General features: G+C 64.8%; 24 protein-coding genes. 11 read left to right on the top strand and 13 right to left on the bottom strand.

Annotated features, from left to right (window positions below):
* Nucleotides 1–89: 89 nt before the first annotated feature.
* Both ACZ46K_RS19220 and ACZ46K_RS19215 read left to right on the top strand, forming a co-directional pair.
* Complete coding sequence (locus ACZ46K_RS19220) at nucleotides 90–629, top strand: VOC family protein (protein WP_054810341.1); 540 nt, start codon at nucleotides 90–92, stop codon at nucleotides 627–629.
* Between the two features lie 177 nt (nucleotides 630–806).
* On the top strand, nucleotides 807–1,247 hold the full coding sequence (locus ACZ46K_RS19215) for a VOC family protein (protein ID WP_054810342.1): 441 nt from the start codon (nucleotides 807–809) through the stop codon (nucleotides 1,245–1,247).
* Nucleotides 1,248–1,328: 81 nt separating this feature from the next.
* Here the strand turns inward: ACZ46K_RS19215 and ACZ46K_RS19210 are convergent, their stop codons facing one another.
* Genes ACZ46K_RS19210 through ACZ46K_RS19200 form a run of 3 tightly spaced genes read right to left on the bottom strand, consistent with a single transcriptional unit; the run spans nucleotide 1,329 to nucleotide 4,758 of the window.
* A complete protein-coding gene (locus tag ACZ46K_RS19210) occupies nucleotides 1,329–2,120 on the bottom strand; it encodes a hypothetical protein (protein WP_054805716.1) in 792 nt (263 codons plus the stop codon).
* A 56-nt stretch (nucleotides 2,121–2,176) separates the two neighbouring features.
* Complete coding sequence (locus ACZ46K_RS19205) at nucleotides 2,177–4,432, bottom strand: TPR repeat domain-containing protein (protein ID WP_054805717.1); 2,256 nt, start codon at nucleotides 4,430–4,432, stop codon at nucleotides 2,177–2,179.
* Nucleotides 4,429–4,758: a hypothetical protein gene (locus tag ACZ46K_RS19200; protein ID WP_464744178.1), complete on the bottom strand. Its 330-nt coding sequence runs from the start codon at nucleotides 4,756–4,758 to the stop codon at nucleotides 4,429–4,431. Before ACZ46K_RS19200 ends, ACZ46K_RS19205 begins: the two co-directional genes overlap by 4 nt.
* Before the next feature lie 125 nt (nucleotides 4,759–4,883).
* Between ACZ46K_RS19200 and ACZ46K_RS19195 the strand changes: the two genes are divergently transcribed.
* A complete protein-coding gene (locus ACZ46K_RS19195) occupies nucleotides 4,884–6,383 on the top strand; it encodes a protein adenylyltransferase SelO (RefSeq protein WP_464744176.1) in 1,500 nt (499 codons plus the stop codon).
* A gap of 4 nt (nucleotides 6,384–6,387) precedes the next feature.
* On the opposite strand, the gene ACZ46K_RS19190 is transcribed toward ACZ46K_RS19195, so the two are convergent.
* On the bottom strand, nucleotides 6,388–7,977 hold the full coding sequence (locus ACZ46K_RS19190; RefSeq protein ID WP_464744174.1) for an acyl-CoA synthetase: 1,590 nt from the start codon (nucleotides 7,975–7,977) through the stop codon (nucleotides 6,388–6,390).
* Between the two features lie 196 nt (nucleotides 7,978–8,173).
* Here ACZ46K_RS19190 and ACZ46K_RS19185 point away from each other — a divergent pair, with 196 nt between their 5' ends.
* Complete coding sequence (locus tag ACZ46K_RS19185) at nucleotides 8,174–9,700, top strand: ABC transporter substrate-binding protein (RefSeq protein WP_464744172.1); 1,527 nt, start codon at nucleotides 8,174–8,176, stop codon at nucleotides 9,698–9,700.
* Between the two features lie 78 nt (nucleotides 9,701–9,778).
* On the opposite strand, the gene ACZ46K_RS19180 is transcribed toward ACZ46K_RS19185, so the two are convergent.
* Nucleotides 9,779–10,735, bottom strand: coding sequence for a LysR substrate-binding domain-containing protein (locus tag ACZ46K_RS19180; protein WP_054805718.1), 957 nt, complete (start codon nucleotides 10,733–10,735; stop codon nucleotides 9,779–9,781).
* A gap of 150 nt (nucleotides 10,736–10,885) precedes the next feature.
* On the opposite strand from ACZ46K_RS19180, the gene ACZ46K_RS19175 reads away from it, so the two are divergent.
* On the top strand, nucleotides 10,886–12,124 hold the full coding sequence (locus tag ACZ46K_RS19175; RefSeq protein WP_464744170.1) for a Glu/Leu/Phe/Val dehydrogenase dimerization domain-containing protein: 1,239 nt from the start codon (nucleotides 10,886–10,888) through the stop codon (nucleotides 12,122–12,124).
* Between the two features lie 101 nt (nucleotides 12,125–12,225).
* On the opposite strand, the gene ACZ46K_RS19170 is transcribed toward ACZ46K_RS19175, so the two are convergent.
* Together ACZ46K_RS19170 and ACZ46K_RS19165 are read right to left on the bottom strand one after the other, a co-directional pair.
* Nucleotides 12,226–12,930: a class I SAM-dependent methyltransferase gene (locus tag ACZ46K_RS19170; RefSeq protein WP_464744168.1), complete on the bottom strand. Its 705-nt coding sequence runs from the start codon at nucleotides 12,928–12,930 to the stop codon at nucleotides 12,226–12,228.
* 481 nt (nucleotides 12,931–13,411) lie between these two features.
* Nucleotides 13,412–13,618 (bottom strand): hypothetical protein, encoded by a 207-nt coding sequence (locus ACZ46K_RS19165; protein WP_464744166.1) that lies wholly within the window; start codon nucleotides 13,616–13,618, stop codon nucleotides 13,412–13,414.
* Nucleotides 13,619–13,644: 26 nt separating this feature from the next.
* Between ACZ46K_RS19165 and ACZ46K_RS19160 the strand changes: the two genes are divergently transcribed.
* The gene (locus tag ACZ46K_RS19160) at nucleotides 13,645–14,187 is read left to right on the top strand and encodes a CGNR zinc finger domain-containing protein (protein WP_054810241.1); all 543 of its coding nucleotides are present in this window, start codon (nucleotides 13,645–13,647) and stop codon (nucleotides 14,185–14,187) included.
* A 12-nt stretch (nucleotides 14,188–14,199) separates the two neighbouring features.
* Here the strand turns inward: ACZ46K_RS19160 and ACZ46K_RS19155 are convergent, their stop codons facing one another.
* On the bottom strand, nucleotides 14,200–14,664 hold the full coding sequence (locus ACZ46K_RS19155) for an SRPBCC family protein (RefSeq protein ID WP_054805719.1): 465 nt from the start codon (nucleotides 14,662–14,664) through the stop codon (nucleotides 14,200–14,202).
* 57 nt (nucleotides 14,665–14,721) lie between these two features.
* Here ACZ46K_RS19155 and ACZ46K_RS19150 point away from each other — a divergent pair, with 57 nt between their 5' ends.
* Together ACZ46K_RS19150 and ACZ46K_RS19145 are read left to right on the top strand one after the other, a co-directional pair.
* A complete protein-coding gene (locus ACZ46K_RS19150) occupies nucleotides 14,722–15,201 on the top strand; it encodes a hotdog fold domain-containing protein (protein ID WP_054805720.1) in 480 nt (159 codons plus the stop codon).
* A gap of 121 nt (nucleotides 15,202–15,322) precedes the next feature.
* Nucleotides 15,323–15,967 carry an MBL fold metallo-hydrolase gene (locus ACZ46K_RS19145; protein ID WP_054805721.1) on the top strand — a complete coding sequence of 215 codons (645 nt, stop codon included), beginning with the start codon at nucleotides 15,323–15,325 and terminating at the stop codon, nucleotides 15,965–15,967.
* A gap of 5 nt (nucleotides 15,968–15,972) precedes the next feature.
* Here the strand turns inward: ACZ46K_RS19145 and ACZ46K_RS19140 are convergent, their stop codons facing one another.
* Genes ACZ46K_RS19140 through ACZ46K_RS19130 form a run of 3 tightly spaced genes read right to left on the bottom strand, consistent with a single transcriptional unit; the run spans nucleotide 15,973 to nucleotide 19,099 of the window.
* The gene (locus tag ACZ46K_RS19140) at nucleotides 15,973–16,875 is read right to left on the bottom strand and encodes a macrolide 2'-phosphotransferase (protein WP_464744164.1); all 903 of its coding nucleotides are present in this window, start codon (nucleotides 16,873–16,875) and stop codon (nucleotides 15,973–15,975) included.
* Nucleotides 16,876–16,919: 44 nt separating this feature from the next.
* On the bottom strand, nucleotides 16,920–18,449 hold the full coding sequence (locus ACZ46K_RS19135) for a glycerol-3-phosphate dehydrogenase/oxidase (protein ID WP_464749400.1): 1,530 nt from the start codon (nucleotides 18,447–18,449) through the stop codon (nucleotides 16,920–16,922).
* Nucleotides 18,449–19,099: a TetR/AcrR family transcriptional regulator gene (locus ACZ46K_RS19130; RefSeq protein ID WP_464744162.1), complete on the bottom strand. Its 651-nt coding sequence runs from the start codon at nucleotides 19,097–19,099 to the stop codon at nucleotides 18,449–18,451. Before ACZ46K_RS19130 ends, ACZ46K_RS19135 begins: the two co-directional genes overlap by 1 nt.
* Nucleotides 19,100–19,116: 17 nt before the next feature.
* Here ACZ46K_RS19130 and ACZ46K_RS19125 point away from each other — a divergent pair, with 17 nt between their 5' ends.
* Nucleotides 19,117–20,739: an FAD-binding oxidoreductase gene (locus ACZ46K_RS19125; protein WP_464744160.1), complete on the top strand. Its 1,623-nt coding sequence runs from the start codon at nucleotides 19,117–19,119 to the stop codon at nucleotides 20,737–20,739.
* Nucleotides 20,740–20,855: 116 nt separating this feature from the next.
* On the opposite strand, the gene ACZ46K_RS19120 is transcribed toward ACZ46K_RS19125, so the two are convergent.
* Nucleotides 20,856–21,587: a nuclease/transposase family protein gene (locus ACZ46K_RS19120; protein ID WP_464744158.1), complete on the bottom strand. Its 732-nt coding sequence runs from the start codon at nucleotides 21,585–21,587 to the stop codon at nucleotides 20,856–20,858.
* 91 nt (nucleotides 21,588–21,678) lie between these two features.
* On the opposite strand from ACZ46K_RS19120, the gene ACZ46K_RS19115 reads away from it, so the two are divergent.
* Nucleotides 21,679–22,575: a diacylglycerol kinase gene (locus tag ACZ46K_RS19115; RefSeq protein WP_054806688.1), complete on the top strand. Its 897-nt coding sequence runs from the start codon at nucleotides 21,679–21,681 to the stop codon at nucleotides 22,573–22,575.
* A gap of 189 nt (nucleotides 22,576–22,764) precedes the next feature.
* Entirely contained in the window at nucleotides 22,765–23,292 is a 528-nt protein-coding gene (locus ACZ46K_RS19110) for a Helicase associated domain protein (protein WP_054806687.1), read from the top strand.
* A 52-nt stretch (nucleotides 23,293–23,344) separates the two neighbouring features.
* Here the strand turns inward: ACZ46K_RS19110 and ACZ46K_RS19105 are convergent, their stop codons facing one another.
* Nucleotides 23,345–23,809, bottom strand: a complete 465-nt coding sequence (locus ACZ46K_RS19105; RefSeq protein WP_464744156.1) for a hypothetical protein — start codon at nucleotides 23,807–23,809, stop codon at nucleotides 23,345–23,347.
* Nucleotides 23,810–23,965 lie beyond the last annotated feature (156 nt).

Genomic DNA, 23,965 nt, shown 5'->3' with positions numbered 1-23,965 from the left:
GATCGCAGTGGCGGGCGCCCAAAGGAGAATGGCAGATTCACAGCTCACGCACTTGAGGTCGTGCGGGGGCCTTCGAGAAGGGATTGTCGATGGGGATGCGCGGCATCAATCATGTCGTCCTGTATGTGTCGAACCTGCAACGAAGTCTGCATTTCTACGAGCACGTGCTCGGGTTCGAGCGATTGGCGGGGGAGTTCCCTGGTGGCGCCTTCCTTCGGCACGCGGGATCGGCCAACGACCATGATCTGGGACTGTTCCAGGCGCGCGGCGGGGACACTGTCGTGCCGGGCAGAGTCGGGCTCTATCACGTCGCGTGGGAGGTCGAAACGCTGACAGACCTCGACGATATGCGTCAGCGCCTCGCCGCCGCGGGAGCGTTGACCGGTGCTGCGGACCATGCCGCCACCAAGGCGCTGTACGCCCGTGACCCCGACGGAATCGAATTCGAAATCTGCTGGCTGGTGCCCGACGAGCGGATCGAAGAAGCACTGTATCCGGGTGTTCCGATGGTCGGCCCCCTGGATATCCCCGGCGAAACCGCTCGATACGGCGCCGAGACGCCAGGGGGACCGCGCACCGACGTCGAGGTATGGAAGCGACTCGCGGCGAGGTCGTCGGCCACGCCGTGATCTCCTCGCCGTGCGGCGGTGTAGAGCGACGAGGCGCGGTGATCAGGCCGGACCAGCACGCAGGGTTGCTTCCACAGCGGTGTCGATCCCGTCGCGCCAAGGAGGCCGTGCCCGGGCAGTACGGTCGCGGCGCCGACGACCCGGCGGGTCGAAGTTCTCGAATGGAAGATGGACCTCATGGCACACGTGCAGCGTTTCGACCATGTCGGCATTACCGTCGCGGACCTCGCCTCCGCAACGGCGTTCTTCGTGACACTCGGAATGGAGGTGGAAGGCACCGGATCTGTGCAAGGCGAATTCGTTGAGACCGTCTGCGGTATCCCCGGTGCTCACTGCGAGATCGTGATGCTGCGGCCGCCCGGCGGAGGCTGCGGACTGGAACTCTCGAGCTTCATCACGCCCGACCACGTGCCCGGATCGCCAGCGGCGATGGCCAACGAGCTCGGGTTGCGCAATGTGTCTTTCGAAGTCGTCGACCTTCAAGCTGCAATCGACGAGGTGGCTGCGGACGGATACGGCCTCATCGGTGGCATCGGTGAGTACGAGAACAGCGTGCGGATGGCTTATGTGCGTGGGCCCGAAGGGATCATTGTGTCGTTGTTCGAGCGTGTCGGTTGACCAGACCGGGACCGCAGACGCAAGTCCCTCGGTCATCGCTGGGCACTGCACTCGACAATGTGACTGGATCGGCCTGCGTCGTCATCGACCCTCCGCTGGTCCGATCCACTCAGGGAATTGCGGAGCGAGGGGGGTTCCGGGCACGACGCCGGCCGCGCGGAACGTGGTGTTGCCGTCAACTTTCAGCGTGTCTGGGTGGTTTGCCAGCCACCAGGCGGTGCAGGCGGGTTCGGCAACGTGTTTCTCCATGTTGAGGCTTTGTGGGATCAGATGAGTGATTCTCCAGGTGCCGAAAACGTTCCAGTCGGGGGTGCGTCGGGCGCGAGGATCATGGTTTGCACGGTCGGTGTCGGCGATGCCGGGGAGGCCCGGGGTGTCGGCTGTGTTGTGCAGGGAGGCGGTCCATGAGAGCCCGTGACGGGTGATGTGGTCGTTGGTTGTGGTTTCGGTGTACACGATATCGTCGCAGATGCTTGCGGTGATGTCGGTGGGAGTTTCGATGAGTTCGGTGATGTGGTACCGGATAGTGTGTTTGCTGACTTGGTCCCAGTCGGTATTCCCAGCGTCGGCCCCCCGGACGATGTTCTGGATGGAGGGGTGGGGATAGCCGATGGCTTCTCGGTATCCGGGGAAGGAGTTGGTGATCGAGTACATCTCTGTTTGCCAACTGGATTCGAATGTGGCTCGGATGAGTTCTGCTTCACGGCTGAGCAGGTCGATGCCGGGTTCTGCGGACCATGAGCTTGTGTAGATCGGTTCGAAATCCGGTGGTGTGTCCCGGTCGCCAGGGGCGTGTGAATTCGGTTGGGTGGTGCAGCTACTGACGAGTGCGGCGAGGGTGACGGTGATCGCGATGCGACTGAGGTGGACCATGGAGACTCGATTCGGCTATCTGTTGTGGTGCGTGGATGCGCGTGGACCTGTGGTGGTCAACTAGGTGGCTTGACTTCGTCATACGCGAGACGAAGACCGTACTGGTTACCCGATTCGCTCAACAGATTGGCGAGCAGATAGTCAGTAGCTGACCAACTCGCGGTGTTGCCAGATACTGAAAAGAGCTCATCGTAAGGACGGATATTTCCGTTTTCCTCGAATACATCGCGATATCTGGTTCGAAGATCTTCTGGGAAGTCTTGAAATGCCGCCAGAGAAAAGTAGCTGAGGCGCTGGAAATTTGGACGATTCACGTAAGCTTCGGCTGCGGGGTCCGGTTTGGGGCCGATCACCGATTCCTTCATTGGCTCTCCGCCAGCGGAAATAGTGTCGAAGAGCAAATCAGTGCCGGGGAGAACATGACCTCCGAGCCACGTTACAGCGTTGTAGGCGTTTGCCTTTTGTTCGTACACAGCCAGGTCGCGGGCGGCATCGTCGTCGTAGCGGTCCTGCATCGACATTTCGATGCCCTTGTCGGTCAACGCCAAGAGTTGCCCGGCGTTGGCGAGATGCTGGTTCGAATTCGGAGCATCCGGGTTCTCTCCGAATCGGATCTGGGCCGAGACGGACTCTTGCAGGGCGTGGGATTGGAAGTGTGTCCCAGCTTCCTCATCCGTACTCAACGCGGCGAAGACGTTGGCGGATCCACGGTAGCTTCGGGAACCCTCGGGGTCCGTCCACCCCTCAATGTCGAAGCCGGGCCGATCAGGTACTTCGACGTTCACGAGGCTCGGGATGTACGGGGTCATACTGTGGGAAATGGTGCGCACCAGTTCGGGGTTCACCTCGCCGATGGATTGATGGTCCGTACCGGGGATGCTCGACATCTGCTGCCACGCAGCATCTGTGCTCATCGCCGCCGCGACCGCCGACATGATCTGTCCAGTCCGGGTCGCCTCTGCAACATCGACGGGATCGTTCGGATCCCCTACAGCGCCTTCGAGTTCGTCGAAGTGGAACATCGGCTGCACCGTGGATTCGTCCGACCACGAGTGGGTCAGGACATCTCGTATGAATTCAGATCCGTTTGGATCCGTGACTGCCTGCTCGATGGCAACTCGATCGTCGGAGACGGCTGCGAATATCGGGTCGAGGTACGGATCGCTCGGGGTGTGGCCGTCGACCTCGAAGATGGTCATGTTGGCTTGGGGATCCTGATCGTGTGTGACTTGTGCATCGAGATACTCGCGACCGGCAGCGAGGAGCTGCTTGTCGAGTTCGCTGCCGTTGCGGTACTCGCCGTCCCCTGCGGAGACGATCGATGCGATTGCATGCGCATCCGGAACACCGTGGAGCGTGGTCTGACGCAGGGCAGTTCCTCCCATCGACTCGACACCGTGGACCACGCGGTCTTCACGCGACAACGAGTCGCGGATGCCCTCGGGGAGGAGGTCGAAGCCGCCCTGCGCGGGGACGTCGGGGTCTCCGCTGGTCGCGACGGTGACGGTGTCGGTCGAGATGATCTGCAGCGAGTTGGCTAGACCTGCCCGTGCTTCTTCCGGGAGGGACGACATCAATTGTTCCAGCTCGCGTGGGCTGAGTGTGTCGAGTGAGCGGGCGACGGTGCTGAGATATTCCATCTGTGAGGCCGGAATCGAGGCAGGTTCGCCGGCGCGTAGGTCGGCGAGTTGCTCAGGCGTGAGAGTTCCCGATTCGACGATGCGGTGCAGGGTCTCGGCGTCAGCGGTTCCGGCCGCAAGGGAGGCGGCATCGGCCGTGGCCTGAGTGTCGCCGAGCGCGGCTGCGGAAGTGAAGGCGATCCGCAGGCTGGTGCGGGCCTCTTCCAGGCTGCGCGTCAAATCGAGGTCTGCCTGTTCGGCGAGCGTGGCATAGCGCTGCAGGGTGGTTTGCAGCCCTACCCGGAACGTCTCGCGGTCTGCGTCGTCCTCGGCGTGGGGGTGGATCACCTCGAGGTTCTCGGTGATGGTGAAGCAGTTCTCCTGGGCGGTGGCGAGAGCGTCGCGTGCAACGTCGAGGTTGCCTTTGATCGCGTGGTACCCCGTGGTGATGGTTCCGGCTACGCGCTCGAGCGTGTCGACGATGGTGCGTGCGGTGGCGCGGTCGTTCTGGGCGCGCTCGAAGGCCGCTTCGGCGGCCACACCTTCCCAGTACTGGCCGTCGACCTTCTCGACGGAGGCGGCGTACGTGTCGAAGAGTGCTTCGATACTCGTCCCGAAGCTCAACCACCCGTCACGCCAGGTGAGCAGTGATCCGGGCGTCCAGTTCTCGACCTGGGTTCGGGTCGGCGTCATGTGTCGCTGCCCGTGGTCCAGGCACCGGTGGCCGACAGATAAGTTGCGGCAAGCTGTTCGGCCAGGCTGTCGTCGGCCTTCCTGTACTGGACCACGACTTGACGCATCACGTCGGCGGTTTCCTCGAACCGTTCGGTGACGGCAGCAACCAACGCTGTGTCGAGTAGGTCGGTGGAGATACTGATGACGGCCCGAAGCGACGACAGGCTCGTTGCGGGAGCGTCGATCCAGGGCTCGTGCGGTACGACTTTCAATGTTTCGGCGCTTCGCGCGAGTTGGTCGAGCCGGCCCGACAGGTGCGAGAGTCGATCAAGATCAACTCTCAAGGCATCATTCGGCATGTGTCCCCCCCCCTTGACAGCGATGGAGACTAGCAGAGCCGACCGTCGCGTCGGTTCGGCGCCAGGGCGGACGGCAGCCAACCGGAACGTGCAGTGACTACTCTCGAAGGATGGCGGCGATTCCGGATTCACCAGTAGACACGAACACGGCGGTACGCGGGCTCGAGAGCACCTTCGTCGACGAGCTCGGCGTCCTCACTGTGGTGTGGCAGGGCGCCGAGGTCCCGGACCCGACACTGCTCGTGCTCAACGAGCAGCTCGCGATGTCGCTGGGTTCGGATGCCGCCACGCTGCGCAGCGACGACGGGATCGCGGTCCTGTCCGGGGCGGCGGCGCCTGCCGAATCGCAGCCGGTCGCGATGGCGTATGCGGGCCACCAGTTCGGCGGGTACGCCCCGCTCCTCGGGGACGGCAGAGCGCTGCTGCTCGGCGAACTCGTGGACACCGACGGTCGACGGGTCGACCTGCATCTCAAGGGCTCGGGGCCCACTCCGTTCTCCCGGGGCGGCGACGGATTCGCGGTGGTCGGCCCGATGCTGCGCGAATACCTGGTGAGCGAGGCTATGAATGCCCTCGACATCCCCACCACCCGCGCGCTGTCGGTGGTGGCGACGGGCCGTCCCGTGCACCGTAACGGCGTCGAGCCCGGTGCCGTGCTCGCGCGCGTCGCAGCGAGTCACCTCCGGGTAGGGACCTTCGAACTCGCGGTCCGTCAGGGTGAGATCCTGCGTACGCTCGCCGACTACGCGATCGCCCGCCACTACCCGGAGCTCGCCGAACTACCTGCGGAAGGTGAAGGGAACCGCTACCCGGCGTTCCTCGGGGCGGTGGTCGAAGTGCAGGCTTCCTTGGTCGCGCGATGGATGCTCACCGGTTTCGTGCACGGGGTGATGAACACCGACAACACGACGATCTCGGGGGAGACCATCGACTACGGTCCGTGCGCCTTCCTGGACTCCTACGACCCGGCCGCGGTATTCAGCTCCATCGACCAGAACGGCCGCTACGCGTTCGGCAACCAGCCCACCGTCCTGAAATGGAATCTGGCGCGTTTCGCCGAAGCGCTTCTACCACTGATCGATTCCGATCCGAACGCTGCGATCCCTGCAGCGACCGCGGTCCTCGGCACCTTCGATGAACACTACGAGAACCACTACTCACGCGGAATCGCGGCCAAGCTGGGCCTGAACGTCGAGGACGTCGATCGAGCGTTGGTCGACGATCTGCTGACGCTGATGACCGAACACTCAGCCGATTGGACAGGCACCTTCCGGGCCCTGGCGGACGAACTCCGTGGAAACACGACGCCACTCGACCGACTCGTCCCGCGCGAGCACATCGGTCCGTGGCTGACACGGTGGCGCGGTGCACTCGAGGGGCACGAGCACGACACGGCGGACTCGATGGACCGCGTCAACCCGCTCTACATCCCGCGCAATCACCGGGTCGACGAGGCTTTACGCGCCGCGACGGCCGGTGATCTCGCTCCGTTCGAGAAGCTGTTGGAGGTCGTGACGCATCCGTTCGAGCGTCGCGATGAGTGGACCGAGTACACCACCCCTGCACCGCGGGAGTTCAGCGACACCTTCCGGACATTCTGCGGCACATGACAGGTCAGCCCTGAACGAGTCGTGTGCGACCCGCGGCGTGTCCTTGCCAGTACTCCTCACGAATGTGCCGCTTGTACAGCTTGCCGTTCGGGTCGCGGGGGAGTGCGTCCACAAAATCAATGCTGCGTGGGCACTTGTAGGTGGCGAGTTCGCGGTGGCAGTAGGTCTGAAGTTCTTCCGCGAGCGCGGCGGTCGCGGCATCGGGGTCGACCAATTGCACGACCGCCTTCACCGCTTCGCCCATCTCCTCGTCGGGAACGCCGATGACAGCGACGTCGAGCACTGCGGGATGACCGATGAGAACGTCCTCGGTCTCCTGCGGGTAGATGTTCACCCCACCGGAGATGATCATCAGGGCTTGCCGGTCGGTGAGATAGAGATATCCTTCGTCGTCGACGTATCCCATGTCGCCGAGCGTGCGCCACCCATTCGGATGAGTGACGCCAGCGGTCTTCTCGGGGTCGTTGTGGTATTCGAAAGGGCGGCCGCCGTCGAAGTACACGACACCGACGTCACCGGCGGGCAATTCCTCCCCGTTCTCGCCGACGATGTGGCATGCCTGCATGGGTTTGCCGACGGAGCCGGGGTGTGCGAGCCACTCCGGGGACGAGATCTGCGTGGCTCCGACATCCTCGGTGCCCGAATAGTATTCGTGGATGATCGGGCCCATCCATTCGATCATCCGGTACTTCACCGACACTGGACACGGCGCTGCACCGTGTGTGACTTCCTCGAGCGACGACAGATCGTATACCGCTCGTTCCTCGTCGGACAGTTTGAGCATCCGCACGAACATCGTCGGCACGAACTGCGCATAGGTGACGCGGTGCCGTTCGATGAGTTCGAGACACCGGACCGGATCGAAACGTTCCATCACGACGACGGCGGCGCCGAGACGCTGCGCCGACATGCAGAACACCAGCGGGGAACCGTGGTACAGCGGTGCCGGTGAAAGGTACACGCTTCCCGCGGTGATTCCTCGCGCTGCGATGCCCTTGGCGACCTGTACGGGCGGCGAGGTGGGATCACCGAACGGCGTGGCCGGTAGTGGTTTGCGAACGCCCTTGGGGCGTCCGGTGGTTCCGGACGAATACAACATCTCGCGGCCTTCGATGCACTCGTCGAGCGGCATCGGATCGTTGCTGTCGAGGATCGATACGTAGTCGTCGAAGCCGGGCAGTGCGCCGTCGCTACACACGCGGACGCCGATGTTCGCCAGATCGAGACCGCCGATGACGTCGGACATCGACGCGGTCGTGATCAGGGCAGCCGAGCCGGAATCATCGAGGATGTACTGCACCTCGGCGGGTCGCAGGTGTCGATTGATCGCTGTGTAGTACAGGCCCGAGCGTTGGGCTGCCCACGCGACTTCGAGAAAGGCCCGAGAATTCTCCATGAGGATGGCGATGTGGTCGCCGGTGGTGAGGCCTTGCGCGCGCAGGTACGTCGCGAACCGTGCGGATCGATCGTCCAGTTCTCGGTAGGTGATCACGCCTCCATCGCCCATGATGATCGCGGGCGCATCGGGTGTGCGCAGTGCGTGGGAGGTGGGAGTCAGTGCGAGCTCCATCGGTTCGGCAGCGGCTGCTGTCATGGGGGCCTCTCCTGGTTCGACATGCGCTAGAGAATGATATTCTTGTATATGAGAGTATCGTTTCGGCAATGCCCGGGCCACCCCGAGTTTTCTGTTCGAGCCGAACCCATGCTCCCGCAAGCACTCCAATGAAGGAGTCCAGATGTTGAACCTTTCGTGTCGCCGATCGCGAATTCGACGACCAATGCTGCTGGTAGTGCTTGTCGCGTCGATGGTCATGGTGGGAGCCTGCGGGAACGGCGGTGCAGTGCGCACCGATGAGGCAGAGGTCGGCGACCCGATCCAGGGTGGGACGGTCAGCGTCGTGCAGGGCGGTGAGCCGCGTTCGCTCGATCCGGCGACTCTCGTCAACGCCTGGGTATCGAACAGTCTCATCGGCAACGCGCTGTACGGAACGCTACTGGTCAACGACCCCGAGACACTCGAGATCACGCCCGTCCTCGCAGAATCATTCGACACCGCAGACGGGGGTGCGACCTTCGAGCTGAAGTTGCGCGAGGGGCTCCTCTTCACCGACGGAACCGCGTACGACGCCGAAGCCGTCCGGTACAACTGGGAACGCATGCGTGATCAGAACTCCGGATCACCGTCGTTGATCCAGGCATCGCAGATCGCAGCTCTCGAAGTGACCGATCCACTGACGCTGCGGGTGACACTCGCATCACCCAACCCGCACTATGCGCAGGCCGTGGTGTGGGGCGGCTTGAACTGGGTCGCTTCTCCCACCGCGCTCGGGGCGGGACGTCAGGCATTCGACGAACATCCCGTCGGGGCCGGCCCGTACACGATGACGCAATGGCGGCGACAGGACCGCATCGTCCTCGAACGCAACCCCGGATACGAGCCGGCGCCCTACCTGGACGGAATCGAACTCGTTCACAACGGCGACACGAATCAACGTGTCAATGCCGTGATCTCGGGCGATGCGGGTCTTGCTATCGAAGCGAGCTGGGCTTCTCTCGGGCGCGCAGAAGATGCCGGTCTCCGCGTCATCGTCGAACCCACGGGCGGCGGGCAGTTTCTGGCGTTGAACACCCGCCGGGCGCCGTTCGACGACGAACGCGCTCGGCGAGCACTCGCGCTCGCTATCGACATCGACGCACTGAACGAGGTGGTCTTTGCAGGCCGCGCCGAACTTCCGCGCACCTTGTTCGACGAGAACTCACCGTTCTATGCGGACATCCCGATCTCGACGCACGATCCGGACGCGGCGCGAAAGTTGTTCGACGAACTCGCAGCCGAGGGCAAGCCCGTGTCGTTCACCTTCCTGGCCTACACCTCGGTCGAGAACAAGGCCGTCGCGGAAGCGGTCCAAGCGCAGTTGAGCGCATTCGACGGGGTCGAGGTTCAGGTCGAAGTCCTGGACTTCACCTCCGCGCTGCCGCGGCTCAACACCTACGATTTCGATGTGGCAATCACGTCGGCAACGATCCTCGACCCCGATACGGCACTGTGGGGCAATTTCCATGGCGACTCGACCGGGAACTTCAGCGGCATCAACGACCCCGAGCTCAACGCCGCCATCGACGAAGGCCGGACGGCGGCCGAACTCGAGGATCGTGCCGCAGCCTACGAAACAGCCCAGCAGCGAATCGTCGACCTCAACCCTGCCGTGTGGTACATCCGTACAGCGCCGGCCGCTGTCCTCGGCGAGGGAGTCCACGGCGTGCAGATGTATGGGATGGGATCGATCCGACCTGAGCTGTTGTGGACGACAGGATAGAGTCCGGAGCCGCTGAGCAGACGTGCACACAGCTCGTCGACCTCGTGTCGCCGTACAACTGACCGGTGGTGCCCGATCTCAGTCCCGCGAGTAATCGTGCGTGGCCGTGGGCTCCTCGGGCGACGACGACACCGCGAGACCCTGGGCGGCCGCGGCGGTGCGGACCGCGTCGATCACCAACTGCAGCGGCCGTCGTTGTGCGTCGGCGCCGCGATGGGCGATGGAGATCGTGCGCATCAGCGGGTCGGTCAGCGCGACCACTTCTATCCCCGGTGGAGGCAAGGTCAGCCCGAGGTCGGAGACGAGGGTGACGCCCAGGCCCGCAGCGACCATCGCGAGTGCCGTCGCCTGCTCGCCGACCTCGTGGTTGATCCTGGGCTCGAACCCGGAGCGTTGACACGCCATGCGCACCGCTCGGCCGAAATGGGAGGTGGGTCCGGCCAGCACCCACGGGTACTCGGCGAGATCCGCCAACGTCATGGTCTCGGCCGGTGCCGTCCCGGGAGGCATGACCGCGTGTAGTCGCTCTACCGCGATGACCACCCTGGTCAATGCGGGATCCCACGGCATCGGATAGTTGGAGTAGTCGATCACGAACGAGAAATCCAACGTGCCGACCTGGACGGCACCCGCGGTGTCCTCCGGCGCGAGCTCCTTCGTGCGGACCTCGATGCCAGGATGCTCGATCGCGAGCAAGGTCAGTGCCTTCGGGAGCAGACTCGACGCGACCGACGCCCACACGCCACCGACCAATCGTGCGGTGACTCCGTCCTGGGTGCGTTCGAGAGCGGTCGTGGCGCGTTCCACCGAGCGGAGGATCTCCTCGGCGTGTTCGGCGAGGACGAGACCGGCCTCGGTGAGCTGCACCCGGCGGCCATGTCGCACGAAAAGAGTTGCGCCGACGTCTCGTTCGAGTAACGCGAGCTGTTGGGAGACGGCCGAGGTGGTGTAATGCAATGCCGCGGCAGCAGCGGTCACGGTGCCTCGGCGATGTAACTCCCGAAGCATCCGTAACCGACGCAGGGACAGCTCCATACCGCCAGGGTAAGGGCTGTGTAGGAACCGTGAACGCAATCATTCATGTTTCGTAACTGGACGCGGGGTCGTGGATGAATGCACGCTGGCGTTGTCAGCCGATTACTCGTGGCGACGAAAATTTACTGCGGATGATTGGGGTGGCTCACTATGACCTCGACGATGGAGCGTGCGTTCGGGCAAGGACCGGACAACAGGGAGCAAGGTCCCCGTGAGCCCCTCTTGCGTATGACCTGGACAGACCCGATCACCGGAGCACACGGCTATCTCGTCGTGCACACATCCGTGTCCGGGCTTTCCACCGGCGGCACCCGGATGAGGGCGGGTTGCACGGTGTCGGAGGTCGAGGATCTGGCCCGCGGGATGGCGGCGAAGACCGCAGTGTTCGACCTGCCGGTCGGCGGTGCGAAGGGTGGCATCGACTTCGACCCGAAGGATCCCCGTGCGGTCGGTGTCCTGGAGCGGTTCTGCCACGCGATGCGTCCGTGGCTGGACACACATTGGGTCACCGCGGAGGACCTGGGAGTGCCTCAGCATCTGATCGACGATGTCTTCGCGCGGCTCGGACTTCAGCAGTCCTACCACGCGGCGATCGGGCGCTCCCAGGATCCGGAACGGACGCTGCAGCGCGTCCGGACAGCGCTGAACGCGCCGGTGACCGGCGGTTTCCTGCTCGGAGATGTGGTCGGTGGGTACGGAGTCGCGCAGGCCTGCATCGGCACCATGCACGCGCACGAATGGGCGCTTGCCGACACGACCGTCGCGATCCAGGGCATCGGCACCATGGGAGGTGGTGCCGCGTGGTATCTGCATGAGGCCGGCGTTCGCGTGATCGCTGTCGCCGATGCCGCAGGCACGCTGTACTGTGCCGCCGGACTCGACATTCCGGCTCTGCTCGAACTGCGTGACGCCTACGGGGAGATCGATCGCACGCGGGTCCCGGCGCACGTTCAACAGTTGCCGCGCGCGGCCGTGGTCGGTGTCGCGGCCGACATCTTCGTCCCCGCCGCGATCTCGTATGCGATCACGACGGACAACGTCGACCAGGTCGCCGCGAAGGTCGTGGTCGAGGCCGCGAATGCTGCGACGACCCCGGAGGCCGAGGCGGCTCTGATCGGGCGAGGTATTCCGGTGGTACCGGATTTCGTTGCCAATGCCGGGGCTGTCGCCTGGGCGTGGTGGGTGCTGCTCGGTCAGGTCGGCGACGACCCTGAGGATTCGTTCCTGCGGTTGCGTACCGAGATGTTGGCCAAGGTCGCGCTGCTGGTCGAGCGTTGGTTGCTCGATCGGGTGCCGCCGCGACAGACCGCGGACGAGTTGGTCGCTGCTCACCACGGTGCGTCGGCGGTGGTGGATCCCGGTGTGGTGCCTGTGCTGGTGATCCCGTAAACGTTCCACCCGGCGTGCGGGTTTCGTCACGAACACGACCCACGGAAACCCGCACGACAGGTGGAAAGTTACTGTCACACTCGAGTGACTGTCATTTCTGATCAGGAGCTCCGAGTGCACACGAGCATCGCGTTGGCACCAGCTTGGAACTCGTAATCGACGCTGAGAATGTCAGTGGTGATGCCGTCGTCGGCGAGACACTGTCGCAGGGCGTCGAGATGCGGATACTCGGTCGTATCCATAGTGACGAGCGGGAAGATGCGTACCTCGGTCGCTGCGACCCTCATGAGTTCACGCACAGCGTTGTGATGGAACGACCGATCGAACCGATCCGCGTAGCTGATCAGCAGGTGAGAGCTGAGCACCAAATCGAAAGCGTCGTCGCCGAAAGGCAATTTGGGGAGCGCGCCTGCGATGTAGCGCTCGGGATGGAAGAGGTGGTGGTCTGAGAACCGACGGCCGGCTTCGTTACGTGAGAAGGCATGATCGTCCGGATCCGAAAAGAATGTCCACACATAATCGTCCGCGTGGCTGCGGCAGTACCGGTTGCCCCGATCGGATTCCCGCTGAGCCATGGCTGCCAGCTCTATGGTCGTGCACCGCCCATAGACCGGATCACAGGCGGTGACGTCGCCGCCGGCTGCGCACACTTCGGCTGTGAAACTTGCAGTACCGCCCGGACAGTCGAGGATCCGGCGACGCAGGTCGTCGTCGGTGAGGGCGAACATCGCTCGGTACTCCGCCAGTGACCGTGAACTGACGAGGATGTCGCCGATAGCGGTGGGTGGATCGGATTCTGTCGGCATCGAAAGCTCCATAGATTCGGGAGCCGCCTCCACTGACGTCGCTTGTCTCTCAGGGCCGAGCCGCCAGCGGAAGGCGACTCGGGACACGCGCAATGGTCACGACCGCCGGAGCGGCCGCCACCATGCACGTGTAGTGGACAACATGCGGACACCGTAGCCGACGCGGCTTTCGATTGCCGAGCCGGAACTGAGAAGGGGCATGTCCGTCACCACGACGACGTGGCTGCGCGGCGTTGTTGGCGGCGACCGCCCTTTCCGTCGTGGTGACGGCGTCCGGGGATTCGATTCGCCCGCCGGCGCAATGCCAGTTCGTGTTGAAGGCGTTCGGCCGACAACTTCCCCGGTCCGTGAATGCGAGTACCGTCCTCTCGCTCGATAACTCCAGCCATGGATCTGCCCTCTTTCGTCGATTGCAGGCGAACGACACAGTATTGCGGATCCGGCACCGCTGCGTCATGCCGATTTCGGTGCTCGGACACTGTCAGGTGAGATTTTTGCTGAGTGCCGCCGGGGGAGTCCGAGTGTGGTGTTGGAGATCGACACGCCGCGCTCCGCACGCTTCGCAGAGGACGTAGAGCACTCGACCCATCGAAGTCGCGTGGCTCGACTCGACCGCCCACCCGTGTTCGTGGGTGGTGCCCTGCGTGCCGGCGGGTGTGGGGTTTTCGTAGGTTTCCCGTGTGATCATGCCACCCACCATGATGTAATGCCGTTATGCACCTCAACCCTTACGGCGAGTATGCAGTCGTCCTCGCCGCGTCACTGGCCAATGACTGGCCCGCCACACGAACCGAGATCGAGACGCGAACCCGGGACGTCGGGATGACGATGGAATTCGACGAGGCGTCGGACGACCATGCACTCACCCGGACGGTCATCGACGAGTGGTTGACGGTTGTCGACGCGTCCGACCCGCAGGAACGCGCACGCCTGCTCAACGCACAGATGGCCACCGCGTCGGCATATCCACGGCTGACCGATCACGACGGCGAGGGCTGGCATCTGCACTACCGCGCCGAAGAGAAATCGCTACCCGACGTGCTCCGGTCCATCATCAGCGTCGGCACGGCGCTGCACCTCACCACCCGCGGAATGCACCGTCTCGGACGTTGCGCCGCAGGGCAGGTCCCAGGGGATCCGTGCTCGGCCGTCGTCGTCGACATCACCCGCAACGGTCGTCAGCGGTACTGCTCTGTGCGTTGCGCGAACCGCGATGCCGTCCGTCGACACCGGGCGAAGACCAAACACGGTCGCTGAGCGGAGGCGGGGTCATGGGCGAGTCGACTCGGCGAGTGCGGCGAGCCGGTCCACCGAAGCTGCAAGCTTGTCCGATGTGGTGGCACGTGCGCGCTCGAGCCGCGACTCGTCGGTCAATTCGGTCCAGTCGTAGGTGTGCGTGACGCGGACGTGGTCCGCGTCGACCGGGTCGAGCTCCCAGCGCCACAGATGTCCGGGCGGGCGCCCGCCCTGCGGCGACGGCCGCCAGGCGATGAGACGACCTTCCTCGTATTCCACGATGTGATTGTCCCGGAACTTGCCGTTGCTGAGGACCATGGTGAACACGTCGCCGACCGCCTGCACCCGTTGGCCGGGTGCTGCCTCGGCGAGGTTGTCGTTGCCGTCCCAGCGTGGTTGCTGGGTCGGGTCGGCGATCAGTTCGAATACAACTTCGAGCCGGGCCGCGATGACTCGGCCGGCGCTGACGACGGTGGCGATGTCGTTCTCCTCGGTCATGGCCCGATCCAACCACAGTCGCCTCACCCCGTTCTTACTTTGGAGTAAGGTAGTGGCATGGAATCTGCCCTGACATCGACGTATCGAAGCTGGTTGAAGCTGCCGCGCAACGCGTTGGGATCCGCGCTCTTCTCGGTGGGCATGTGCGTGCGCGTACCTTTCTTCGCGACGGTGCTGCCCCGCGTCACCGAGCTCGAACCGGGCCGCTGTGAGGTGCGAGCCCCGAAATGGTGGGGCGTCCACAACCATCTCGGCACCTTCCATGCAATCGCTGCGTGCAACCTTGCCGAAGCAGCCATGGGGATGCTCGCCGAGGCGACAGTGCCCTCGACGCATCGATGGATCCCGAAAGCCATGTCCACCCAGTACCTTGCCAAGGCAGAATCCGGTCTTCGCGCGGTGGCCGAACTCGGCTCGCTCCCGGACTTCGCATCAGTTCCCGAAGGTCTGGAACTGGTTGTCCCGGTGCGTGTCTACGACATTGCCGGAGCCGAGGTCGTGCACGCGGACATCACGATCTGGGTGACGCCGCGCTAGCGCACCCGGTACGACGCCTACTTCCCCATCATGGTGAATCAGTTGGAGTCCTTGACCTCGAGTGGGCTCGAGGTTGCACCGTGGAGTTGTGGTCCAATACCGACAACGAGGAGCAACAACGATGCGCCAAGTACTGCCCGACCTGTGGGAAACACAACAAGACAATCCGTTTCCCGGCCTGACCACCCATGCCTACCTGTGGACCGGAACCACCAACGTGCTGTTCTACTCGGTCGCCGGCGAGTCGGACTTCGCCGAATTGGAACGACGAGGCGGATTCACTGATCAGTATTTGTCCCATCAGGATGAAGCGGGCCCGATGCTCGGAAGGATCGCCGAGCGGTTCGGTGCGAAGTTGCACGCACCCGCTGCCGAATCCGACGCGATCGGCAGACACGCACCCATCGCCGTCCCGCTGGGGAACCGGCCCACCGATCACAATGGAGTGGAGGTGATTCCGACACCCGGGCACACCATCGGCAGTGTCTGCTATCTGGTTCCGGGCGCGGGCGGATCCCGCTACCTGTTCACCGGCGACACATTGTTCGTCGGCGCGTCAGGAGAGTGGACGGCAGGCTACATCGAAAGCTTCAGCGACTCCCGTACTCTCGCCGACAGTCTGCGGCTGCTGGGCACGCTGACGCCGGATGTGGTGATCTCCAGTGCCTTCCCCAGTGAGTCGGCGGTACACAGGATCGATCCACAGGAATGGCGATCTCATATCGAGCAGGCCCTGGCCGGACTGTCTGGTGCCGTGAGGCGCTGAGGTCGTCAAACCGGGTTGAGCATCGTAGCTGCTGTGGCGAGGTCGGTTTCTGTCCGGGTGGTCAGGGCGTAGAGGGCATATCCGATGGGGGAGGCGCCCCACAGATGTTTGGCCTGGGCCGCGAGCCCGGGGTAGATGTGCCCTCCGGCAGCAGCGTAGGCGGTGATGGTGGCGTGCAACATCTCTTCGCCGGCGGCACCGTATTGGGCGGACAGGTCGCGCGCCGGGTCGTCTACGCGGGCGGTGGTCCAGTCCAGGACCCCGGTGATCGCACCGTTCTCGTCGAGCAGGACATGCGCGGGGTAGATCTCACCGTGTGTCATGACAGTTTCTTCGGGCCAGCAGCTGTCGTCCTCGAGCCAGGTCTGCCACGCCCGGTTCAGGGCAGGTGCGACGGTGAAAGCCTCACTCACCCGCTCGATGTCGTCGCGCCATGACCGGCGTACCTGGGCGGGGCTGCGTACCTCGACGCCCGCGGCCTCGGCCTGCTGCGCGCCGAGGGAGTGCAGGCGGGCCAATAGGCGTCCCAGACGCTGGGCGTAGTCCGGGCTGGCAGGGTCGATGTGCCAGACGGGTTCTCCGGCGTCGGTGAGGGTCAATCCGGGCGCGCCGGGTAGGGCATGATAAGCGATCAGCTCAGGGGCGCGGATCTGCCAGTGTGGGACGGCGATACCGTCCTCGGCCAGGATGGGGGAGACCAGGTCGAGGATGCGCATTTCGGTGGCCATGCCCGCAGAGACGTCGTCGCGGCGTGGTACGCGAAGTACCCAGCGTTGCCCCGTCTCGTCGGAGGCCATGACGACGCGGTAGTCCAGTCCGGCTTCGTTCACGGTGGCATCCTCCGCGGACAGGTGCACGCCGCGCGCGGCGGCGAGCGAGATGGCGTCGAAGGCGTCGAAGGAGGTCATGACACCCACGATTTCACCTGGGTGCAGGCCGGGTCCAACGAGTTTCACCCGAATGCGGCAGCGACCGCTTCTTCTGCTCGTGCCCGCTCTCTCGGTACCAACCCGATTCGAGTGCGACGATCGAGTACGTCGTCGACGTCGAGTGCGCCTTCGTGACTCACCGCGAACTCCACTTCCGCTCGGGTGATGTCGATTCCGGGTGCAACCCGCTCCAAACGCGAAGGATCGGCGGCCAGCAGGGACGCTTCGGCCCCGTAGCGCTGCACCAAAGCTTGCGGCGCCGTCAGCATGCCGAGCACAGCGGAGTTCGCAGCGCCGACCACCGGCAGGTGCCGGGTGCGGCATGGCCGCGCACTCAGCCCGGCCACTTCGATTGCCGCGTCGACGGCGTCCTCGGCCATCTTCCGGTAGGTGGTGAGTTTGCCGCCGACGATGCCGATCGGCCCGCCCTCCGTCCTGATCACCGCGTGTTTGCGCGACAGGTCGGCTGTCGAACCTTCGGCGTCGGATGCGGTGGTGTCGAGCAGTGGGCGTAATCCGGCGAAGGAACCCAGGACGTCGTCGCGGGTCAGTGGTGTCGCGAGTGCCGTGTTGACGGTGTCGAGCAGGAAATCGATCTCACCGTCGGTGGTCTGGGGCACGTCCGGCAGCTCACCCGGCGCTTCCTCGTCGGTCAACCCGAGGTAGACGCGGCCGAGTTGGGCCGGTAGGGCGAACACGAACCGGTTGCGCTCGCCCGGGATCGGCACTGTGAGTGCGGCGGTCGGGTTCCCGAGTGCTGCGGCATCGAGCACGAGGTGGGTACCGCGGCTGGGTCGCAGCCTGATGGTGGGGTCGACACGACCGGCCCACACCCCGGCGGCATTCACGACGGCGCGGGCCCGGATATGCAGGTCCGTGCCGGTGAGGGTGTCGTGGAGGGTGGCGCCGTCGCCGGTGACGTGGCGGGCTTCGGCACGGGTGAGGATCCGCGCCCCGTACGCGGCGGCAGTGCGGGCGAGAGCGACGACAAACCGGGCGTCGTCGACGAGCTGACCGTCGTAGGCGAGGAGGCCACCGCGTAGCCCGGCCCTTCGAACGGCCGGGGCGAGCGCTGCGGTCTGCGTCGCGTCGAGGCGCCGGGATCGCGGAAGAACGGTGGCCGGTGTTCCTGCGGTGGCGCGCAGCGCGTCTCCGGCGAGGAAGCCGGTGCGGACCAGCGCGGCTTCGGCGGCACCCACGGACGGCAGGAGCGGCACGAGTTGAGGAAGAGGTCGGACGAGATGAGGCGCGGTACGCATCATGATGATGTTGCGCTCGACGGCGCTCTCTCGGGCAATGCCGACGTTGCCCGAGGCGAGGTAACGCAATCCGCCGTGTACGAGTTTCGAGCTCCAGCGGCTGGTGCCGAACGCGAGGTCGTGGCGTTCGGCGAGCACGACGCTCAATCCTCGGCTGGCGGCATCGAGAGCGACACCCGCGCCGGTGACGCCACCGCCGATGACGAGGACGTCGACGGTGGCATGCTCGCCGAGTTCCTCGACCTCGCGGGTGCGGCGGGTGGCGTTCAGGGCGCTCGACCCGGCGGGGGTCATCATCGGTGCCTTTCGGTTGGGGCGAGGTAGGAGTCGATGGCATGGCCGAGCTCGTCGAGTAGTGCTCGGTGGTCGACGATTTCGCTGATCATGCGGACGGATTGCACTGTCGATTGTGCGGTGAGCAGGATGAACGCTGCGAGCGTGTGTGGGTCACCGGCACGGATGGAGCCATCGCACTGGCCCTGTTCGATCGCAGTGACGAGGACATCGAGGATGACGCGTTGACTGGTGCCGAGCCGGTCGACGATGTACGTGATGAACACTTCCGGGTCGGTGCGCAGCACCTTTTCGAAGATCGGGTGAGTGCCGATGTCGTAGGCGGCGGCAATGACCGCCGACACCAGAAGTGGGCGGGTGGGCCCGATACCGCGTGTGTCGGGAAGCGCGGCACGGATCTCCCTGGTGAGCAGGTCGGCGAGGACCGAGTCCGTATCCGGCCATCGACGGTAGACGGTGGGTCGGCTGACGCCGGCACGCCGAGCGATCTCGGCGAGGGTGGTGCGTCGTAATCCGAAGTCGAGCAGGCAGGAGCGGGCAGCGTCGAGAATCTTGTCTTCGATGCTGTCGCTGGGGCGTTCCGAATCGGGCGACAGCGGGTGCTGCGGGGAGATCGCCTCACCGAATGTGTCGTTACGAACTGGCGTCATGTGTAACACTGTAACGCATGACTGAGAGCTTCACGCCCCATCGACCCGATCAGCTTGCTCCGGACATGGAGTGGGATGCGTGGGGGACAGCCGAACATCGAACCGAACTGGCCCCCGAAGTGCACACCCTGCTCGAGCAGGCACTCGGAGTCCACCGCAAGCGGGTCCCGCTCGCCGAATCCGCCGTCCGACTCACCCCGACCAGGCTCGCCCCGGAGTGTCGAGCCGACCTCGTTCGCCTCCTCGGTGCCGAGCACGTCCTCGACGACGACGCCACGCGCCTCCGTCACGCCGGTGGCAAGAGCACTCTGGACCTGCTGCATCGGCAGGAATCCGATCCGCAGACGGCACCTGACGCGGTGGTTCTCCCTGCCGATCACGGTGAGGTCCTGAGCCTCCTCGAATACTGTGCGGGACAGTCGATCGCGGTTGTCCCATTCGGCGGAGGTACCAGTGTCGTCGGGGGAGTCGATCCCGATTCCGGCCGCTTGTCCGCAGTGATCGTTGTGGATCTGCGCCGATTGAACGCCCTCACCGATCTCGACCCCGTCTCACGCATCGCGACCGTGCAGGCCGGTGCCACCGGGCCTCAGGCCGAAGAGCTGCTCGGTACCCACGGTTTCTCACTCGGTCACTACCCTCAGAGTTTCCGCCACGCAACCATCGGCGGGTTCGCGGCCACCCGGTCCTCCGGCCAGGCCTCTGCTGGATACGGGAGATTCGACGACATGGTCGAACACATGACGGTTGCCACGCCACGCGGCACCATTCGGGTCGGCCACCCGCCGGCCTCCGCAGCCGGCCCGGATCTGCGACAACTCTTCCTCGGTTCAGAGGGGACCTTCGGAATCATCACGGAGGTCGGTGTGCGCGTCCATCCCATCCCCGCCGTGGTCGAGCACCGGGCATGGAGCTTCCCTGATTTCACCACCGGCGCGGACGCACTTCGCACTCTCGTCCAGAGCGGCCTGCCGCCGACCGTGCTCCGGCTCTCGGACGAAGCCGAGACCGGCCTCAACCTCGCCCTGCACAAGGATATCGGGCGTACATCTCCCGGCGGATGTCTTGCGGTGACCACTATCGAGGGCGACGAGCGTTACGTGCGCGACCGTGCGGCAGCAGTGCAGGAGATCCTCAGTGCAGCAGGAGGCATCGACCTCGGAGCGGAACCCGCCCGCCAATGGGAGCACGGACGATTCGGCGCACCACATCTGCGGGATGCGCTGCTACAAGCGGGCGCCCTCGCGGAGACCCTCGAAACCGCGACCACCTGGTCGAATCTGTCGCGGCTCCGTGCTGCGGTCACCGAGTCGCTCACCGACACGCTCCGCGAGGGTGGCACTCCACCGCTGGTGATGTGCCACATCTCGCACACATATCCGGCCGGCGCGTCTCTGTATTTCACAATTGTGTGCGCGCAGACCGATGACACGGTGGGGCAATGGACCGCGGCGAAGCAAGCGGCCTCGGCGGCGATGGTCGCTGCCGGCGGAACTATCACCCATCATCACGCCGTCGGACGAGACCACCTGCCGTGGATGACGGACGAGATAGGGGACTGCGGCGTGGAAGTACTCCGTGCCATCAAGAACGCGCTCGATCCGCACCACATCCTCAATCCCGGAAAGCTCATCCCTTGACGTCTCTTCGGCCCTCTTGACAGGAGATAGACCGCACCCGAACCACCCCCCGAAGGAGGCGGATCCCAGTGACCCACGTCGTCGACACCGGTGGCCACGCTCCGCCACAGCCAGAATCACTCTGGCAGCGTTCCGATCCCGACATGCGGTATGCCCGCACGCCCAGCATAGGAAGACTCGTTCCCCGAGTTCGAGGGGTTGGCTCTCGCGAAACACCTCGAACACGTCATCGTCGTATACGCGGGCCGCACCAACACCACCTTCCGGCCGGCCCGCCTGCCGCGTTCGACAAGTTCCCGTTTCATGGTCGCGATCGCTGCATCCGCGGCCTGTTTTCGGGCCTGCCGGTAGCCCTTCGACGGCGCCTGCCCCTTCCCACGCGGGCGCCGCGCCATCCGTTTCTGGGATTTCGCCAGCTCCGCCGCGCAGCGTGTGCGGTGCTGCGCATGCGGCAGATCGAACTCCTCGTCGGTGATCGGTACCGGTTGCCGCTCGCGGGTGACCACGAACGACGCGTACCAACGGCCGAGCGAATCACGGGTGATGCGCACACTCGACGGCTCCGACGGCAGGTCCCGCGACAACGTCTTCTTCCGGGATTTGTAGCGGGGACGACCATGGCCCTTGACCGTGAACGAGGCGTCCAGAGCCTGCGCGAACGTCCGGATCATCTGCTGCTGCGCGACCGGGGAGCCGCCCCGCAACCACGACGACTGTGTCCGGGCTTCGGCCAACAGCTTTCCGAGCTTCGCGAAGTTCGGTTTCCGACCGGTTTCGAGTTGGTGGACGGCTTCGTTCCACAGGAATCGGCAGCGATGCCATTCCCGGATCAGGATAACCGGACCCACCGACACGTTCCCCGCCGCCACCACACTCCTCGAAAGGAGGACGGCGCGGATACTCCCTCGTGAACGAGGAAGTATCCGCGCCGAACACCAGATGACCACTGGCTCGATTGTCGTGCTGAGCAACCCGGCCGCCGACGACACTGCCCTCCACACACTCGCGGATGCCAGCACACGACTGCGGGCGCACGGACTGCGCATCGCTCACATCGCCGCCGATTCCGTCGATGAATCGATCGCACTCACCCGCCACGCAGTCGAGGACGGCATCGACGCGGTCGTCGCTGTCGGCGGCGACGGCATCGTCTGGCAGGCATGGCAGGCAACCGCCACCACCGGCACGCCCGTCGGGATCGTCCCTGCCGGAACGGGAAACGATCTCGCCCGCGTCCTCGGCATTCCCGACGACCCGGCAGCAGCAGCCGATGTGGTCGCCACCGGCCGGCGACGAACCATCGATCTGGGCCGAGTTTCCTCGACCCAGGGCCCCGCCCAGTGGTTCGGCACTGTGCTCGCGGGAGGATTCGACGCTCTCGTCACCGATCGCGCCAACCGCATGAAGTGGCCGCGCGGCCGACTGCGGTACAACGCCGCCACGGTCGTCGAACTGGTGAACCTGCGACTGCTCCCGTACCGGATCACCTTCGACGACGAACCGGCCATCGAACTCGACGCAACACTGGTGGCCGTCGGCAACGCTTCCACTTACGGGGGTGGCATGCGAATCGCGCCGGGTGCGCTGCTCGACGACGGTCTGCTCGACGTGGTGGTCGCCACGTCGGCGAACCGTTCTCGTCTCCTGCGCCTGTTCCCGACCGTGTATCGGGGCACCCACGTCGACCTGCCCGAGGTGATGGTGCGCCGCGCTCGGCGGGTGCGGCTCGAGTGCCCGGGCATCACTGTCTACGCCGACGGAGAACCCCTCAAATCCCTGCCGGTCGACGTCGAGGCAGTGCGCGGCGCCGGAACGGTGCTGGTGCCGGAACACTGACACAGGCCGACCTGCCATCGTCACCGGCTGCGTGCCACGTGTCGAGGCCCTCGGCGTAGAGGTCGTCGTGCCTGCGGACTCTCGGCATTCTGGTCTCGAAGTGTGTGCTCACCAGTGATGCACGGCTTCACGACGCGCGGCGTCCACGTTCGATGCTTCTCCTGGCCGTCGACGGTTCATACTGGGTCCATGCGAGCATCCACCGTCGCCCACAGAACCCGTCCGACCCAAGAATCTCGAGCGCTGTCCCCAGCAGTCCGGAGGTACGCCGCGCACGCTCAACACACCTCGGTGACCGGTGATCTCGTGACCGCAGACGGATTTCGACTCGGACGGTGGGTGGATCGGCAACGGATTGCGCGCGCGACCCGGACGCTTCCTCCTCACCGTGAGCGAGAGCTCGATGCGGTCGGTTTCGATTGGCGGGTCGAGCCGGTTCCTCGAGTCGATGCCAAGCGACTTCGTATGCTCACCGAACTTGCGGCGTACCGCGAACTGCACGGCACCGCGGAGGTTCCTGTCCACTACACCACCGATGACGGTGAGCGACTCGGCGAGTGGCTGTATCGGCAGATCAAACGGTGGCGCACCGGCTCACTCGCCGACGGCGAACAGGCCGTGCTCGAGTTGTTCGGGGTGACGCCGAACGCTCGTCGGCGTGGCCCCAGGGCAGGGGTAACTGGAGTGCCGGAACGGCACTCGGATGAAGGTCGCTGATACCAGGAGATCGTTGGGCGTATTCGATCCGCGATGCCGGCCGGCCGGCCGGTCAGTGGACGTCCCGGGGAGGTGGCGTGAAGGCGTTGGCGGCGGCCATGGCTGCGTCACTGTCGAGACTTCGGGCCCCGAACATCGAGTCGGCTGTGCTGCGATCGAGGGTGTGTCCTCGGGAGAGCAGGGAGGCGACTGTGTGAGAGGTAGCGTGGTCGTGGGGATTCCAAGAATTCAGCAGGTCGGCGATGCGCGCGCTGCAGGTCGCGTCACTCGCGAAGGGAAGCCCCAGTGCGTCGAACCCGTCGGGTTCGGTGTAGTCGGCTCGACTCCAGCAGGAGCCGTCGAAGCCGTAGACGAAGCCGATCCACTCACCGTTTCGACGCTGGCGGTCGATATAGCCGGACACCGCGTGTTTCCACCATGAGGGAACACCAGCGAACAGATCTGTTTCGCGGCGACCGAAATAGTCGGCTGCGGCGTCGAAGTAGGTTTCGGAGTATTCGTGGTCGTAACCGATCAAGACAGCTTCCGACCTGCTGTGCCAACGAAGATCGGCCCAATTCCCGCCACCGTCATCGAAATGCCACGTTGCTCCACGTGCATAGCAGCCTTCGGCCCACCGGATCCCTCGGGCGGCCGACACGGCAGCATAAGACGCCCAGCGAGGACGCATCTC

It is taken from the genome of Rhodococcus sp. JCM 9793, from assembly GCF_055380405.1.
This window is presented reverse-complemented; position numbering and strand designations above follow the sequence as displayed.

Excerpts from the sequence above, each read along its gene's own strand:
- ACZ46K_RS19160 (WP_054810241.1), top strand. The coding sequence starts at position 13,645 with ATGCACCTCAACCCTTACGGCGAGTATGCAGTCGTCCTCGCCGCGTCA.
- ACZ46K_RS19190 (WP_464744174.1), bottom strand. The coding sequence starts at position 7,977 with ATGACAGCAGCCGCTGCCGAACCGATGGAGCTCGCACTGACTCCCACC.
- ACZ46K_RS19165 (WP_464744166.1), bottom strand. The coding sequence starts at position 13,618 with ATGATCACACGGGAAACCTACGAAAACCCCACACCCGCCGGCACGCAG.
- ACZ46K_RS19135 (WP_464749400.1), bottom strand. The coding sequence starts at position 18,449 with ATGACCCCCGCCGGGTCGAGCGCCCTGAACGCCACCCGCCGCACCCGC.
- ACZ46K_RS19180 (WP_054805718.1), bottom strand. The coding sequence starts at position 10,735 with ATGGAGCTGTCCCTGCGTCGGTTACGGATGCTTCGGGAGTTACATCGC.
- ACZ46K_RS19170 (WP_464744168.1), bottom strand. The coding sequence starts at position 12,930 with ATGCCGACAGAATCCGATCCACCCACCGCTATCGGCGACATCCTCGTC.
- ACZ46K_RS19205 (WP_054805717.1), bottom strand. The coding sequence starts at position 4,432 with ATGACGCCGACCCGAACCCAGGTCGAGAACTGGACGCCCGGATCACTG.
- ACZ46K_RS19150 (WP_054805720.1), top strand. The coding sequence starts at position 14,722 with ATGGAATCTGCCCTGACATCGACGTATCGAAGCTGGTTGAAGCTGCCG.
- ACZ46K_RS19195 (WP_464744176.1), top strand. The coding sequence starts at position 4,884 with ATGGCGGCGATTCCGGATTCACCAGTAGACACGAACACGGCGGTACGC.
- ACZ46K_RS19130 (WP_464744162.1), bottom strand. The coding sequence starts at position 19,099 with ATGACGCCAGTTCGTAACGACACATTCGGTGAGGCGATCTCCCCGCAG.
- ACZ46K_RS19140 (WP_464744164.1), bottom strand. The coding sequence starts at position 16,875 with ATGACCTCCTTCGACGCCTTCGACGCCATCTCGCTCGCCGCCGCGCGC.
- ACZ46K_RS19155 (WP_054805719.1), bottom strand. The coding sequence starts at position 14,664 with ATGACCGAGGAGAACGACATCGCCACCGTCGTCAGCGCCGGCCGAGTC.
- ACZ46K_RS19125 (WP_464744160.1), top strand. The coding sequence starts at position 19,117 with ATGACTGAGAGCTTCACGCCCCATCGACCCGATCAGCTTGCTCCGGAC.
- ACZ46K_RS19115 (WP_054806688.1), top strand. The coding sequence starts at position 21,679 with ATGACCACTGGCTCGATTGTCGTGCTGAGCAACCCGGCCGCCGACGAC.
- ACZ46K_RS19215 (WP_054810342.1), top strand. The coding sequence starts at position 807 with ATGGCACACGTGCAGCGTTTCGACCATGTCGGCATTACCGTCGCGGAC.
- ACZ46K_RS19145 (WP_054805721.1), top strand. The coding sequence starts at position 15,323 with ATGCGCCAAGTACTGCCCGACCTGTGGGAAACACAACAAGACAATCCG.
- ACZ46K_RS19175 (WP_464744170.1), top strand. The coding sequence starts at position 10,886 with ATGACCTCGACGATGGAGCGTGCGTTCGGGCAAGGACCGGACAACAGG.
- ACZ46K_RS19110 (WP_054806687.1), top strand. The coding sequence starts at position 22,765 with ATGCGAGCATCCACCGTCGCCCACAGAACCCGTCCGACCCAAGAATCT.
- ACZ46K_RS19210 (WP_054805716.1), bottom strand. The coding sequence starts at position 2,120 with ATGGTCCACCTCAGTCGCATCGCGATCACCGTCACCCTCGCCGCACTC.
- ACZ46K_RS19220 (WP_054810341.1), top strand. The coding sequence starts at position 90 with ATGGGGATGCGCGGCATCAATCATGTCGTCCTGTATGTGTCGAACCTG.